Below are 13,669 nucleotides of genomic sequence, written 5' to 3'. Positions count from 1 at the left end.
CGGTCCGTGAACCTGTGGGGGTACGCGTGAAGCACACCAGACTCGTCGGATTCGCCGTGGCGCTCGCCGTCGCCGTCGCCGGCCCGCTCGCCGTCGCCGGGCCGGCCCAGGCCGCCACCCCGGCCGTCGAGATCACGAAGGTCTACTACAACTCCCCGGGCAGCGACACCCGCTCCAACACCAGCCTCAACGCCGAGTACGTCAAGCTGACCAACCGGCGCAGCTCGACGATCAACCTGAAGTCCTGGACGCTGCGCGACAAGTCCAAGCACGTCTACACGTTCTCCGGCGACGTCCGCCTCGCCAAGGGCGCCAGCGTCTACATCCACACCGGCAAGGGCAAGAACACCTCCACCCACCGGTACTGGGGTTCCGGGAACTACATCTGGAACAACACCGGGGACACCGCCTACCTGCGCAACTCCGCCGGCACCGGGATCGACTCCTGCTCGTGGGGGAGCAAGGGCAGCTACACGTACTGCTGAGCACCGCTCGGACCCGCGGTGACCGGAGCGTTGAGGGGCGTTCTCCGGCCATCGTTCGACCGTCCCGGGAGGGCGGCCGGCGACTTCTCGCACCGGGAGTCGCGGCCGGTCCCGGGGCGGTCGACCCGTTTCCGCCCGCACCGGTCCGACCCCGGTGTCCGGCCGGGTCGGTGTCGGTCGGCTCTGCCATGCTGGGCCGGTGACGGTGACCTGGCGACACCTGCCCGCCCCGGCCCGCGAGATCGCGGTGGCCGCCACCGCGGCGGTCGAGGCCGCCCAGGCGCACGACGACGTGGCGTACGACGACGCGGTGCCCCGGCTCGCCGGTGCCGACCGCGCCGGGCTGGTCCTCGGCGGGGTGGTCCGGCTCCTGCTGGAGCAGGCGCACCCCGACGGGCTCGACAGCGACGACGTGCGGCAGGTGCTGGAACGCTGCGTCCGCTCCGCCGCCACCTGGCGACCCGACGTCGACCCGCACGTGGTGCTGGTGCTGCTGGCCGGGTCGCTCGGCGTCTACGACCCGGGCGACGACGACACCCCGCCCGACCCGGCCGCCGTCGCCGCTCACGCGCCACTGCTGGTGGCCGACCTGCTCGCGGTGACCGGGGTGCCGTTCGCCGGGTGCCTGGAGGCGGCGTTCGCCGAGGTCGCCCGCACCGAACGCCACGACGACTGACGACGCCCCGCCGGTGCGGCGGGTCAGGGGCTGGCGGCGAGGAAGACGAACGCGGCGAGCAGCACCAGGTGCACCCCGCCCTGCAGGACGGTGGCCCGGCCCGGCACCACGGTCAGCACCCCGGTGACGACGGTCAACGCCAGCAGGGTCAGCTGGGTGCCGCCGAGGCCGAGCAGCAGCGGCCCGTCCAGCCAGATCGAGGCCAGCGCGATCGCCGGGATGGTCAGGCCGATGCTCGCCATCGCCGAGCCGAGCGCCAGGTTGAGGCTGATCTGCACCCGGTCCCGGCGGGCCGCGCGGGCGGCGGCCAGGGTCTCCGGCAGCAGCACGAGCAGCGCGATGACCACCCCGACGAAGGACTGCGGCAGGTTCGCCGCCGCGACCCCGGCCTCGATGGTCGGCGAGACGGTCTTCGCGTCACCGACCACGGCGACCAGGGCGACGAGGAGCAGCACCAGGCTCGTCACCGCGGTACGCGTCGACGGCGGGTCGGCGTGCCCGTCGCCGTCGGCGTCGGCCACGCCGCCGTCGCTGGTCACCGACAGGAAGTAGTCCCGGTGCCGGCCGGTCTGCACCATCACGAACAGCCCGTACAGGGCCAGCGACGCCACGGCCGCGAAGGCGAGCTGGGCGGGGGAGAACTCGGGGCCGGTCTTGCTGGTGGTGAACGTCGGCACCACCAGGCTCAGGGTGGCGAGGGTCGCCACGGTGGCCAGCGCCCCACCGGTGCCCTCCGGATTGAACACGGCCACCCGTCGCCGAAGCGCGCCGAGCAGCAGCGAGAGCCCGAGGATGCCGTTACAGGTGATCATCACGGCGGCGAAGACGGTGTCCCGGGCCAACGCCTGGGTCTTGTCCCCACCACTGATCATCAGGGTGACGATCAGGGCGACCTCGATGACGGTGACCGCCACCGCGAGCACCAGCGAACCGTACGGCTCACCGACCTTGTGGGCGACCACCTCGGCGTGGTGCACTGCCGCCAGCACCGCGCCGGCCAGCAGGAGGGCCACCACCGCCACCAGCAGGCCCGGCAGTTTCCGGTTCCAGGTGACGAGCAGCAGCAGCACCGCGAGGACGGGTACCACGATCGTCCAGTCGGACATCCGGGGGCGGGGCAGCGCGGGCATGCCGTACACCCTGCCAGGAAAACCGGGTCGTCGCGCCGCGCCGGGCGACGGACGCCACCGGGCGGGTGGTGGTCACCGCGCCGACTCGACCACCGCAGCCTCGCCCGGGATGCCCCGGTCGACCTCGACCGGCGGGTCGCCCGCCCGCCGCCACGACCGGTAGTGCCGGAAGGCCATCGGCAAACCCCGGGCGGCGTACGGGTCGGCGGCGTCCATCACCTGCAGGTGCAGGTGCGGCTGGGTGGAGTTCCCCGAGTTGCCGCAGTCGCCCAGCTCCTGCCCGACGTCGACCTCGTCGCCCACCGCCACCCGGACCGACCCGGCGCGCAGGTGGGCGAGCAGGACGTACCCCTGGTGCCCGGCCAGCTCGACGATCACGTGGTTGCCGGCGACGGCGCCCGCGCCCCGGCGGACCCGGGCCGCCTGGGTCAGCGCGTAGGACAGCAGCGTCGTCGGCGACCGGCGGGCCTCGTGGTCGACCTCCCCGTCGTGCACCGCCACCACCCGGCCGGCGGCGGGGGCGAGGACCGGCCGCCCGAAGGCGAGGAACCGTTGCGGCGGCTCGGTCGCCAGCAGCGTCCGCCAGTCCCGGACGGTCGCCGTCCGTCGCCCCCGCACCGCCACGAAATCCATCGCGTACGTGGTGGCGAAGAGGTCGGTGCCGTGGCTGGGCACCCGCCGGGCGGGGCTGTTGCGGACCAGCCAGGTGCCCCGGAACGGCAGGGCGAGCACGACCGGATCGGGGATCGACATCGGGCTCCTCTACGGTCTCCCGGCCACCGACTCTACGACCACCGTGCTCCCCTGCGGCCCCGGCTCCTTCTCCCCGCCCACGCTGGCGCATGGTGGTCGACCGGCAGGGACGGTCTTCGGGCGAAGGCTCCATGCCCCTCAGGCATATTTATGCCTGACAGTCATATTCACTCGTGGATGATCGGTGCTGCCCCTGCTGGTGCGCTTACCTGACCCGGCCTTGCCCGGCCCTCGGACGCTTCCGGCACCTCCCGGCGTCGGCGGTCGGGGCTCGACCTCTCGTAAGACTGGGATACCGGTTGGCCGCAGTCGACGGCCAACCAGCATGCCGTCAGAGGGTCTTGTAGTAATGGACCAGGGGCAGGGCGGTCATGCCGAGACTGTCGTAAAGCGCCCTGGCGGCGCCGTGGAACTGGTCGCCTCCCGTGCCGATCGATACGACCTCGATCCCGGCCTGCTTCATCGCTTCGAAGGCATGTACGCACAGTGCCGTTCCGACGTGGTGCCGTCGTTGATCCGCCGCCACGGCGATGATGTCGATCGCACCACTGCGCTTGTCGGGGTTCGTCTGCCAGGCGGCAAATCCGAGGAGTGTGTTGCCATCCTCGGCGACGACAACGTGCTTGTTGCTCTGCGGGTCGTGCAGCCCGAGCCACATTTCGCGGTAGTCCTCACGCCAGGTGCCATGCTGGTTGACCATGATGGCGTCGCCCACGATCGACCGGAACGAGTCCTCGTAGAACGGGCCGAAGGTGGCGATGGTCAGTTCGAGCAGTGGCTCCATATCGGATGACCGAAACGGACGTAGATCCATGACTTTCAGTGCCTTTCGTCTGAGGGTATGTCGAACAGCCCGACCTGATCGACACGTCGGGCAACTCGTGGCTCAGATCGAGCCGTCCCTCAGAAGCGGGTGCGCCCAGCGGCGAAACACTGCATGATCCGGACAGTATCCGACCCCGCGCAACGCCGCCGCCCTGGTCAATCTTCCACCGGTTCGTCGCCGCCGGGGTCGGGCGTGGACCAGTGACGAGGCGCGTCGGTCGCGAAGTCCGCGCGAACCGACCGCATTCCGTTGCCGCGTACGTACTGATCCTGATGTTCGGGCTGCGCACGGGTGAGGTGCCCGGCCTCACCGGAGACGCCGTGGACCTGGCGGCGGGGGAGTTGTCGATCGGCTGGCAGTTGCAGCGGGTCGGCGGTCAACCGCTGCACCGGGAAATCAAGACGCAGACCCCGGATGCCACCCGCGACGCCCACAAGCGCTTGGGCGAGAGTCTGCGGTGACCGCTGCTGTGTACCTTACTGCTGCACGGAAGCACCAGAGGGCACATCCATGGATCGGATGTGCCCTCTGACCTCTGTCGGGGTGGCCGGATTCGAACCGACGACCTCTTCGTCCCGAACTGGCGGCGAGCCGGTCGGATCGGGTGTCATCCGAGGCCATGCGGCCTGTCGGGGTCGCGCTGGGTCGGGTGTGGTCGGCTCGGTTGCTGTACTTCGCTGCTGTACTGCTGACGTCGGACGCGGAGCTGCCTGCATCGAGTCGGAGGCGCTCATCGCATCCAGCCAAGGAATCGGTAGTGCAGGTTGCCTGCGGGGACATGGGCCAGGTCCTGGGCGGCGTCGACGAACTGGGCGGCCAGGTAGAGGGCCAGCGACACCGGGGCGCGGTCGTACTCCGCTCGCAACTCCTGACGACGGGTGGGACAGGGCCATTCGGCATTGCAGCCGCCGCAGGTCCAGCCCGGCGTGAGCGGAAGGTGTGTGGTCATCGCGGTGCCTCCCGGGTGGCCGGTTGATCGGATGGTGGGGCCTCGGCCTGGCTGTGTTCAGAGGGCCAGTGGTCTCGGCTGATCGGAATCCGGTGTGTGGCGTGGCAGGGCAGCTCGCTACCGCATCGGCAGACCGTCCGCCATCGCTTCCAGGACCAGACCGGTCGGTGTCGTCTCGACAGGGTGAGCGCGACGGCTGTCAGGTACTCCTCGTACGAGACGCGAGGCACTGGTTCTCCCCTCGGTTGTCCTGGTGGTCGGGGTGCCGGGCCGGCCTCTGGGGTCAACGCCACGGCTCATGTCACCGTAACGACGTAGGACTGTAGATACAATAAGATGTAGAACTGTTGGACACGTAGCGTCACTTTCGTGATCGACCCGAGTGCGGATCGCGCCGTGTTCCGGCAGCTCGCAGACCTCCTGCGAGACCGGATCACCTCTGGTGCCCTCGCGCCCGGGGCCTCACTGCCCAGCGAGCTGCGGTTGGCTCAGGAGTACGGGCTGAGTCGCACGAGCGTCCGACAAGCGGTAGCACTGCTCCGGTCGGAAGGGCTCGTCATCGTGGAACCACCGCGCGGCACGTTCGTCCGCGCCATCGAGCCGACCGAAACGGTGACTCTCCTCAAGGGCGACACCGCTACCGCCCGGATGCCTACCCCCGCCGAGCGACGCGAACTGGAGATGGGCGAGGGCATCCCGGTCATCGTGATCTTCCGCGCCGACGGCTCCCGCGAGCTGTACGCCGCCGACCGCATCCGTGTGGGTCGCTGACCCTCCGGAACTTTGGGGAACCCCGCCGGGGAACCGGATACGCGTCATCGGCTCGTATCGGTCAGTGTCAGGCGGCGCTGTTGAACCTGCCTGGATAAGCGTTCTCTGGCCGTGCCTACCGCTTCGTACCGAGGGGATCGCTGCCTCGTCGCTGCCTCCGGCGTCCGCATGGCCGCGGCTGTCCCCACGACCCCTGTGGAGCAGCTGTTCTGGGACTCCTGGCGGATCGCCTAAGGATGCGGGGTGTCGCCACCGACCGGGAGGCTTCGGGGAGCCGTTGGACGAAGTTCCATGCCTGACTACCGGCAGCCTCCTGTCGTCCTCACATGGGTCTATCAGTTGGATCTTGCATTTGAACTTTCAGGGCCTTACATTCACCCGCCCAGCCAGCAGGCTGATCCGGTAAGGCTGTTTGGTAGTCGGTGCCGTCAGGGTGCTTAATGGTTGAGTGCACCACGACGAACCAGACGAGGCGATCGCCAGCGTCGCTAACACCCGAGAAGCTCTGCTGAAGCGAGCCCGCCGCGAGGCGGCACCCGTACGGCGGACCTTCGTGCAGACACCTCGGTCCCTGGCTACCGACCCCACGGACCTCGCCGGCCCACTGGCATGGTTCGTCCGCACCAAGAACCTCCGGGCCCTGCAGGCCTACCTCATGATCGTTGCCGCAACCAGCAGTGGCACGGGCCCCGACGGCTGGAGTACTGCGTATCCGATCAGAGTTTGGGCCCGAGCCTTCGGGACCACCGAGCATGCCTCGCCGGCCTCGGCGTCTAACGCCGTTTCGAAGATCTTGCAAAAGATAGAAGATCGGAATCTAATCGATAGGTCTCGACGAGGTCGAGAGCGGCAAGTCCAAGTGACACTCCTACGCGAGGACGGTACAGGCGCTCCCTACACCCGGCCGAACGGCAAGACTATTGAGGACCGCTTCCTAAAAATCAGTCACGCCTTCTGGCTAGACGGGTGGTGTGATCGACTCAAACTTCCAGGTCTTGCCATGCTTCTAGTGGCCTTAAGTGAAAAGCCAGGCTTTCAACTGCCCGCCGAGAAGGTGCCGATGTGGTACGGATGGTCCGCCGACACCGCCGAGCGGGGACTTTCTGAGCTTCGGGAACACGGCATACTTGGAAGACTCAGAGGGCGACGGGTTGAGCCCCTAAGCCCTTCGGGATTCAGCATAATAAACACGTATTTCCTACGTCCACCTTTCGGACCTCATGCGTATCCGACCGGCCTTCCCATCGCCGATGGCGCTTCGAGACCAACACAGAGGTAAGAAATGACCACCCCCACCCCCACCCCCATTGTCGGGCCTTCCGTGCGAATGTTCTACATAGACGACTCCGGATCGCCAAACGACGGCTGGATTGTTTATTCCTGGATCGAAGTGACCTTGCTCGACTGGCGGATCGGACTACGAGCCTGGCTTGACCTACGTAAAAAAATGTTCGCGCAGCACAACATCCCGGCATCCTATGAACTGCACGCTACGAAGTTCCTAGGCGGCAGAGGTAACCCATCGCTCGACTCTTCTTGGAATGGCTCGAAGCAAACCCGAACTACTGTTGTCAGGGAGGCACTGGCAACCATTGGCACCTGCCCCGTACTTCGTGTAGGAACGGTTTACCGTCAGACGACTGCCCGCGGCAAGGCGTACAGCAGGGAACGGGGGGTTGTCTACAGCAAGCTGGTGGACCACGTCGACAACCGCTTGGGGCTGGCCGGAGAGCATGGGCTTATCTTCATGGATGGTGATGGGAGGGACTCCGGCTACTACAACGCCCACCGTTCCCTGAAGCTGGCACATCGCAACGTCATCGAAGATCCGCTCTTCCAGCACTCCCACCGCTCGCAGTGGGTACAGATGGCAGATCTTACGGCGTACGCCGCTTATCAGAGTCTCATCAAGGTTCCTGCCAAGAGGTTCGCCTGGGACTGGTACCCCAACCTTCTCGGACCGATCGAGGTTAGTGGTGGACCCATTGCTGTGTAGGTGCTTAGCGTCCCAAAAAGCTGGACCTGCTTGTCCACGTATGTGGGGCAGGTCCGCTCGACCAAGTTACCTCGGCAGCCCCTCGTACGTAAGTAGGAGCGACCGCCTCTCTTCCATGTACTAACACCACACCCGCTATACCACCAGCCAGCGTACCCGCTAAGGTGGCATCCTTCTGGACCTGGCTGGCGGCTGCCGTCCCACACGCACGAGTTGGTTCGGCAAATGGACCGGGCTTGTTCATCGCGCCCAGTATGGTGTCCGGGCCGCGACTCCGCGCATCCTCGCACGCTTGGCGGCTCGCGTGGCTGCTCGGTACAGGTGACGGCTCGCTTGCAAGCTCTGTTCGGATCGCCGGCGTCGTCTGTCCGTGTTCGCGACCTCGGGCGACTGTCCGCACGCTTCCGCCGGCGGGCGCCCCTCGTCCAGGCCAGTCGCTGTCGCCGCTCCTGTCGACAGCTGATTCGCACACGCGATCCGAGGTTGTTGTTCCAAGTCCATGGTCGTTGGGGTGGTGCCGGTTCGTGTAGTTCCGCTGGAAGTAAGAGCCCCGGCGTCCCGGCCTCCCGCGCCATCCTCGGCGCGGCTCCTGACCTGCTGAAACGCCTTCCGTTGGTTTCCGTCTTCCGTCGCCACTCGCGCTCCCGCGTCTTGCTGACTCTTCGCTGACGACGGACCCATGACGCGGCGCTCGCCGGCAGTACTTCGTCACCCAGATGGGGGCGCTTGGAGGGCACCAGCACCGTTGGTATCGGTAGCTGGAGGGGAGTATCCGCTACGACTATTTTCTGGCCTTTCTGCCGCCTCGATGGCTTCGATCATGGCAGCCAACGCCGTTGGAAGCCGCCACTCCCGGCAAAGCTCCTCGTACATACGGCCCAGGTTCTCGGCGCGGGAAAAGCATGTCCAGACCTGACTCAGGAAGAAGGCCGCCGAGACGTGATTCGCCGACATTTGCAGCATTGCAAAGCACTGACGCAAGTCTTGGTGCACATCTACCAGCGGTCTCCAGGTTCCGGGTCCGGCCGTCTCCCAGATGTCCAGCGCTAAGTCGGAGGCGAAGAATTTCTGAAGCATGTCTCCGACATCAGAGGCACGTACCGCTTCCATGGTTGCGCCTTGCAGATTGGCGGCCTTATTGATGGCACTGTTGTACTCATGTCGCTGATATCCAAAAGTCAAGAAGGCGGAGAGCAGCTTCGCGCGGCGAGCCAACAGCCTAATGTACGAGAAGCTTGAGTTGAGATAATCCAGTCTATTAAATGCAGGGATACGAATTGTAGACGACGCTTGGCTTCGCCAGCGGGCATTCTCGGGCGTCAACACCTTGGAGATGTAGTCGTTCAGGCAGACGAAGTACACCTCACGCGCCGATTCGTCCACAACCAATAGCAGAACCGGGATAGCAGAGCCCATCGATTCCACTGTCCGCAACTCTGACGTCTCAAGCACCTGCCGGACGACCTCGATCTCCTCCTCTTCTGAGGTTTCGTCGTATTGCAGTCGCCCCTTTTCCACATTGCGCCTGTGCTGAACCTTCAGCCTCTTAGCGCTGACGGATGAAGTAGTCTTCACTTGAGCAAATAGGTGTTCACCGTACGCGTCTGCGTGCTCCGCTCCATCAACGTCCGGCTCAAACACTTCGATATGGAGATCCAAGCCGTAGTCGGGCGTAATCTCACGCACTACCCAGTGCGCGGGGAGCTTAGATCTGACGATCTTTATTCCCTCGTCATCGCGGATGTGCGCGGTTACACGCCGTTTCGTTCTGCTCACGGTCCAATGCAACCAGTCCTTTGACCTCGGGACAACAGCCAACGGGCACGGGGCTCCGCCACTTTTTCCATCCCGTCTGCCGTCGACCCGCCCTCCTGGGGAGCGGGCCTCCGCCCGGCCCGCCATGTCAAGCGAACCTTGACGGCTCGTACGGACGCTGGCGGGTCGGGCGGCGGTCTGCTCGGCTCGCCCGGGTCGACGGCGGGCGGGATGGCTCGCCACCGCCACCACTCACGGACCGCGAGCCGCCGACGGACCCCCGGCCATCCTGGAGCCGGAGCGCCCCCGCCGGAGGCGCAGTAACCGCCACCCCACCACCCACCCAGCAGCCGCCAACGGACCCGGCGTGCGCTCCCCTACGCCGCGCGGACTGCTGGCCGCGCGGCCCGGCCGGCTGCCGGCCCCACCACCCCACCGGACAACGGCCTGTCGTCATACGGCGGCCCACCGGGCTACCCGCCCTCCGCGCCAGCCGCCGGGCGTGTTGCGTGGCCGGAGTCGGAGCGCCAGCGGAGCGACGGACGCGCGCCCTGGCGGCGGCGCGTGCGGCCCGCTCAGGGCCGCCTTGATAGACGTACAGAAAGTCCTCCCACACCGGCCGGCAGTCGGCTGTCGGCCGCCCTGCGCTTTCACGGCATGTTGACGTGTCGGTACCCGGTGCTACTCTGGCCCTCGTCGAGCACGTCAGCGCGGCCTTCCCGCCGGATCGCTGAACTCGACTTCGGCGCTGCCGAGCGGCCTTCCTGCCGCTGACGCGGGTCACGTCCCTCCGGCTCTCGATCGCACCGGCCACTGCGCCGGCCCGGAATCCGCTGAGCGGCCCAGCACGGCCTTCCCTGCCGTCCACGATGGCCCTCGGATTCGCGCACCTCGACGGGTGGGGATCGCCTGCGGCAACCCGCCGGTAGCCGACAACCAGGCACCCCACCCGTCCCGGCATCACCCAAGATCCAGCAACCCAACTCAACGGCGGTCCAAGGCCGATGGCCTGCAACCGCCCTCCGGCGTGAGCTGCCCTCTCGGGCGGTGCCAGGAGACACCACGAACACCACCGACGGACATCAGCCCGGCGTTCGGTGGCAGTTCGTCGCCCGTCCCCTGCCACCTCTTGAGGAGAAACCGTGTCCACCCTCACCGCCGGCCGTGACGCCCAGGCCCTGCGCCGCGCCGCCGCCCCGGACTACTTCGGCTGGCTGGAGCACACCCGCGCCGCCGGAGGCTGCACCCGCCCGATCCGCCTGGCCGGTACCCTCACCGCCGTCGAACCCGCCACCGGCCGGGTCTTGGCCGAGCGGCACACCGACGAGCTGCCCGACCGGACGCTGTACAAGGCGTGCGGGAACCGCCGTGCCGCCCAGTGCCCCGACTGCGCCTGGGTCTACGCCGGTGACGCCTTCCAGGTCGTCCGCTGCGGCCTGACCGGTGGCAAGACCATCCCCACCACCGTCAGCGCGCATCCGGTCGTCTTCGCCACCTTCACCGCGCCGTCCTTCGGCCCGGTGCACCACCGGCACATCCCCCGACACACCTGCACCCACCGGCGGCGCTGCGACTGCCGTCCCGCACCCTGCCGCGCCCGGAGCACCGCCGGCACCTGCCCGCACGGGCAGCCTGCGGCCTGCTTCACCCGCCACGACGCCGACGATCCGCAGCTCGGTCGACCGCTCTGCCTGGACTGCTACGACCACGACCACCAGGCCGTCTGGAACTACTTTTCCGGCGAGTTGTGGCGACGCACGAAACAGGCCGTCGAACGCCACCTCACCGCAGTGTGCCGCCGACGCGGCATCCCCCACGTCCAGGTCGTCACCGACTCCGGCCGGCTGCGCCGGGTGCCTCCGGTGCGGGTGTCCCACGGGAAGGTCGCCGAGATGCAGCGCCGGGGTGCGGTGCACTTCCACGTCCTGCTGCGCCTCGACGGCGTCGACCCCCACGACCGGCACGCCCTGGTGCCGCCGCCGGCCGGCGTCACCGTCGACGACCTCGACGCCGCCGTCCACGCCGCCACCCGACAGATCACCCTCACCACCCCGCCACACCCCGACCGCCCGCACGGCTGGCCGATCGCCTGGGGTGAGCAGGTCGACGTACGCCGCATCGGCAACAGCGACGGCGACGTGACCGACGCCAGGGTGGCCGCCTACCTCGCCAAGTACGCCACGAAGTCCACCGAGGTCACCGGCCACTGCTCCACCCGACTCACCCCGGACACGGTCGACGCCTACGCCGACCCGGAAGGCGACCACCTCGCCCGCCTCATCGACGCCTGCTGGCGACTCGGCCGCCCCACCCGGCACCACATCACCCGGACAGCCGGGAAGACGAAAGACCGTCAAGGCGACCTTGACCCCATACCCAATCCCTACGCCGGGCTGCGCCGCTGGGCGCACATGCTCGGCTACGGCGGCCACTTCCTCACCAAGGCCCGCCGCTACTCGGTCACCTTCGGCCTGCTCCGCGACTCCCGCGCCGCCTACCGCCGCACCGAGCACACCGACACCGCCGACAGCGACAACGCCGCCGGCACGGTCACCGTCGGCACGTTGGCCTTCGTCGGTTCCGGCTGGCTGACCGACGGCGACGCCCTGCTCGCCAACACTGCCGCCGCCCAACGTCGGGAACGCCAACGCGTCGGTCGGGAGGAAATCGCCCACCAGGCGTGGTCGGGGGTGGCGGCGTGACCCGACCCCTCACCCCGCGCTGGTATTCGCCGGCCGAGGTCGCCGTGCTGCTCGGCTTCGGCCTGTCCAAGGTCAAGATGAAGATCGCCACCGGTGAGCTGCGTTCCATCAAGGACGGCAAGTACCGCCGCGTCCTGCCCGAGTGGGTCGACGAGTACGTCCGCGAGCAGGTCCAGCGGCAGGAGGCTGCCTGATGCCCGCCCGCACCCGCGCCAACGGGGAAGGCTCGATCTTCCCGTACCGCAACGGCTTCGCCGCGTACGTCTGGGTCACCAAGCCGGACGGCAAGCGCACCCGCAAGTACGTCTACGGCCCCACCCGCGAGGTCGTCCACGACAAGTGGATCAAGCTGCACCAGCAGGCGAAGGCCGGGCCGGTTGCCACCCGCGTGCCGACCCTCGGCGACTACCTGACCTACTGGCACCGGGAGGTCGTGCGCCCCAACCTCGCGCCGCTGACCTGCGCCACCTACGAGACGATCCTTCGGCTGTACGTCATCCCCGGCCTCGGTGGGAAGCGGCTCGACCGGCTCCAGGTGCGCGACGTGCAGACCTGGATCAACGAGGTGGCCCGTGCCTGCCAGTGCTGCGCCCAGGGCAAGGACGCCCGCCGCCCTGAGCCCAGGCGGCGATGCTGCGCGCTCGGCCGGTGCTGCGGTGATACGCCGTCCGCCCGCACGGTGAAGGACATCCGGGGCGTACTGCGCTCGGCGCTCAACCACGCCGCCACCGAGGAACTGGTCACCCGCAACGCCGCCGCGCTGGTCAAGCTCCCACCCGTCCGCCGCCGCAGGGGCCGGGCCTGGACCAGTGACGAGGCGCGTCGCTTCCTGGAGTCCGCGCGGGCCGACCGCGATCCGTTGTACGCCGCGTACGTGCTGATCCTGGTCCTCGGCCTGCGCAAGGGCGAGGTGCTCGGCCTCACCGAGGACGCCGTCGATCTGGCGGCGGGGGAGCTGTCGGTCGGCTGGCAGTTGCAGCGGGTCGGCGGCCAACTGCTGCACCGCGAGACCAAGACGCACACCTCGGACGCCACGCTCCCACTTCCGGACATCTGCGCGGCGGCGCTTGACCTCCGTCAGCAGGCGAGGAAGAACGACCGCGATCACGCGGGGATCGCCTGGCAGGGCTCCCCGCTGCTGTTCACCACCCGCTACGGGACGCCCATCGAGCCGCGCAACGTCAACCGCTCCTGGGACGCCCGCTGCGCCCGCGCCGGAGTTCGGAAGATCACCGTGCACGACGCCCGGCGTACCTGCGCGACCCTGCTCGTCGACCTGGACGTGCATCCGCGCGTCATCATGCAGGTGCTCCGGCATGCCGAGGTGTCGGTGACGATGGAGATCTATTCGCAGGCGTCCTCGGACGCCACCCGCGACGCCCTCAAGCGGCTGGGGGAGAGCCTGCGGTGATCACCGCTGCTGTACTTCACTGCTGTACAGAAGCACTAGAGGGCACATCCATGGATCGGATGTGCCCTCTGACCTCTGTCGGGGTGGCCGGATTCGAACCGACGACCTCTTCGTCCCGAACGAAGCGCGCTACCAAGCTGCGCCACACCCCGAGGCGTGCGGTGAAATAGTAGCCCACCCGCTCCGCCGATCAAACTCGGTACCCCCCGCTCCGG

13 protein-coding genes and 1 tRNA gene are annotated in these 13,669 nt (G+C 68.0%); 8 read left to right on the top strand and 6 right to left on the bottom strand.

Annotated elements, in window-relative coordinates; all coding sequences use genetic code 11:
• Positions 1-26: 26 nt before the first annotated feature.
• Complete coding sequence (locus tag ACN261_RS07220; RefSeq protein WP_425849074.1) at positions 27-485, top strand: lamin tail domain-containing protein; 459 nt, start codon at positions 27-29, stop codon at positions 483-485.
• 199 nt (positions 486-684) lie between these two features.
• On the top strand, positions 685-1,161 hold the full coding sequence (locus ACN261_RS07215; RefSeq protein ID WP_425849071.1) for a hypothetical protein: 477 nt from the start codon (positions 685-687) through the stop codon (positions 1,159-1,161).
• A gap of 23 nt (positions 1,162-1,184) precedes the next feature.
• Here ACN261_RS07215 and ACN261_RS07210 read toward each other — a convergent pair whose 3' ends face one another.
• The 3 genes from ACN261_RS07210 to ACN261_RS07200 form a co-directional block, all read right to left on the bottom strand.
• Complete coding sequence (locus ACN261_RS07210) at positions 1,185-2,291, bottom strand: calcium:proton antiporter (RefSeq protein ID WP_421484524.1); 1,107 nt, start codon at positions 2,289-2,291, stop codon at positions 1,185-1,187.
• 72 nt (positions 2,292-2,363) lie between these two features.
• Entirely contained in the window at positions 2,364-3,044 is a 681-nt protein-coding gene (locus ACN261_RS07205) for a M23 family metallopeptidase (RefSeq protein ID WP_425849069.1), read from the bottom strand.
• A gap of 331 nt (positions 3,045-3,375) precedes the next feature.
• Positions 3,376-3,828: a GNAT family N-acetyltransferase gene (locus ACN261_RS07200; protein ID WP_421484522.1), complete on the bottom strand. Its 453-nt coding sequence runs from the start codon at positions 3,826-3,828 to the stop codon at positions 3,376-3,378.
• Positions 3,829-4,070: 242 nt separating this feature from the next.
• On the opposite strand from ACN261_RS07200, the gene ACN261_RS07195 reads away from it, so the two are divergent.
• The gene (locus tag ACN261_RS07195; RefSeq protein ID WP_421484521.1) at positions 4,071-4,331 is read left to right on the top strand and encodes a hypothetical protein; all 261 of its coding nucleotides are present in this window, start codon (positions 4,071-4,073) and stop codon (positions 4,329-4,331) included.
• A gap of 269 nt (positions 4,332-4,600) precedes the next feature.
• Here the strand turns inward: ACN261_RS07195 and ACN261_RS07190 are convergent, their stop codons facing one another.
• The gene (locus ACN261_RS07190) at positions 4,601-4,819 is read right to left on the bottom strand and encodes a flavin reductase (RefSeq protein WP_219465123.1); all 219 of its coding nucleotides are present in this window, start codon (positions 4,817-4,819) and stop codon (positions 4,601-4,603) included.
• A 369-nt stretch (positions 4,820-5,188) separates the two neighbouring features.
• Between ACN261_RS07190 and ACN261_RS07185 the strand changes: the two genes are divergently transcribed.
• Both ACN261_RS07185 and ACN261_RS07180 read left to right on the top strand, forming a co-directional pair.
• The gene (locus tag ACN261_RS07185; protein WP_091247778.1) at positions 5,189-5,590 is read left to right on the top strand and encodes a winged helix-turn-helix domain-containing protein; all 402 of its coding nucleotides are present in this window, start codon (positions 5,189-5,191) and stop codon (positions 5,588-5,590) included.
• Positions 5,591-6,872: 1,282 nt separating this feature from the next.
• A complete protein-coding gene (locus ACN261_RS07180) occupies positions 6,873-7,586 on the top strand; it encodes a DUF3800 domain-containing protein (protein WP_425849064.1) in 714 nt (237 codons plus the stop codon).
• Between the two features lie 708 nt (positions 7,587-8,294).
• Here the strand turns inward: ACN261_RS07180 and ACN261_RS07175 are convergent.
• Positions 8,295-9,362: a DUF4365 domain-containing protein gene (locus ACN261_RS07175; protein WP_425849062.1), complete on the bottom strand. Its 1,068-nt coding sequence runs from the start codon at positions 9,360-9,362 to the stop codon at positions 8,295-8,297.
• 1,121 nt (positions 9,363-10,483) lie between these two features.
• Between ACN261_RS07175 and ACN261_RS07170 the strand changes: the two genes are divergently transcribed.
• From ACN261_RS07170 to ACN261_RS07160, 3 genes are read left to right on the top strand one after another with little or no spacing between them, the layout of a single operon-like run.
• Complete coding sequence (locus tag ACN261_RS07170; protein WP_425849060.1) at positions 10,484-12,043, top strand: replication initiator; 1,560 nt, start codon at positions 10,484-10,486, stop codon at positions 12,041-12,043.
• Positions 12,040-12,237: an excisionase family DNA-binding protein gene (locus tag ACN261_RS07165; RefSeq protein ID WP_204927039.1), complete on the top strand. Its 198-nt coding sequence runs from the start codon at positions 12,040-12,042 to the stop codon at positions 12,235-12,237. The genes ACN261_RS07170 and ACN261_RS07165 overlap by 4 nt, the downstream gene beginning before the upstream one ends.
• Positions 12,237-13,454 carry a tyrosine-type recombinase/integrase gene (locus tag ACN261_RS07160; RefSeq protein ID WP_425849057.1) on the top strand — a complete coding sequence of 406 codons (1,218 nt, stop codon included), beginning with the start codon at positions 12,237-12,239 and terminating at the stop codon, positions 13,452-13,454. The genes ACN261_RS07165 and ACN261_RS07160 overlap by 1 nt, the downstream gene beginning before the upstream one ends.
• Before the next feature lie 78 nt (positions 13,455-13,532).
• Here the strand turns inward: ACN261_RS07160 and ACN261_RS07155 are convergent.
• Positions 13,533-13,606: transfer RNA gene (locus ACN261_RS07155), tRNA-Pro, on the bottom strand.
• Between the last annotated feature and the right edge of the window lie 63 nt (positions 13,607-13,669).

Origin of the sequence: Micromonospora sp. WMMD723 (assembly GCF_049863385.1) — a bacterium.
GTDB lineage: Bacteria > Actinomycetota > Actinomycetes > Mycobacteriales > Micromonosporaceae > Micromonospora > Micromonospora wenchangensis.
Note: the sequence above shows the minus strand (reverse complement) of the source record. Positions and strands in the feature narration are given on the sequence as shown.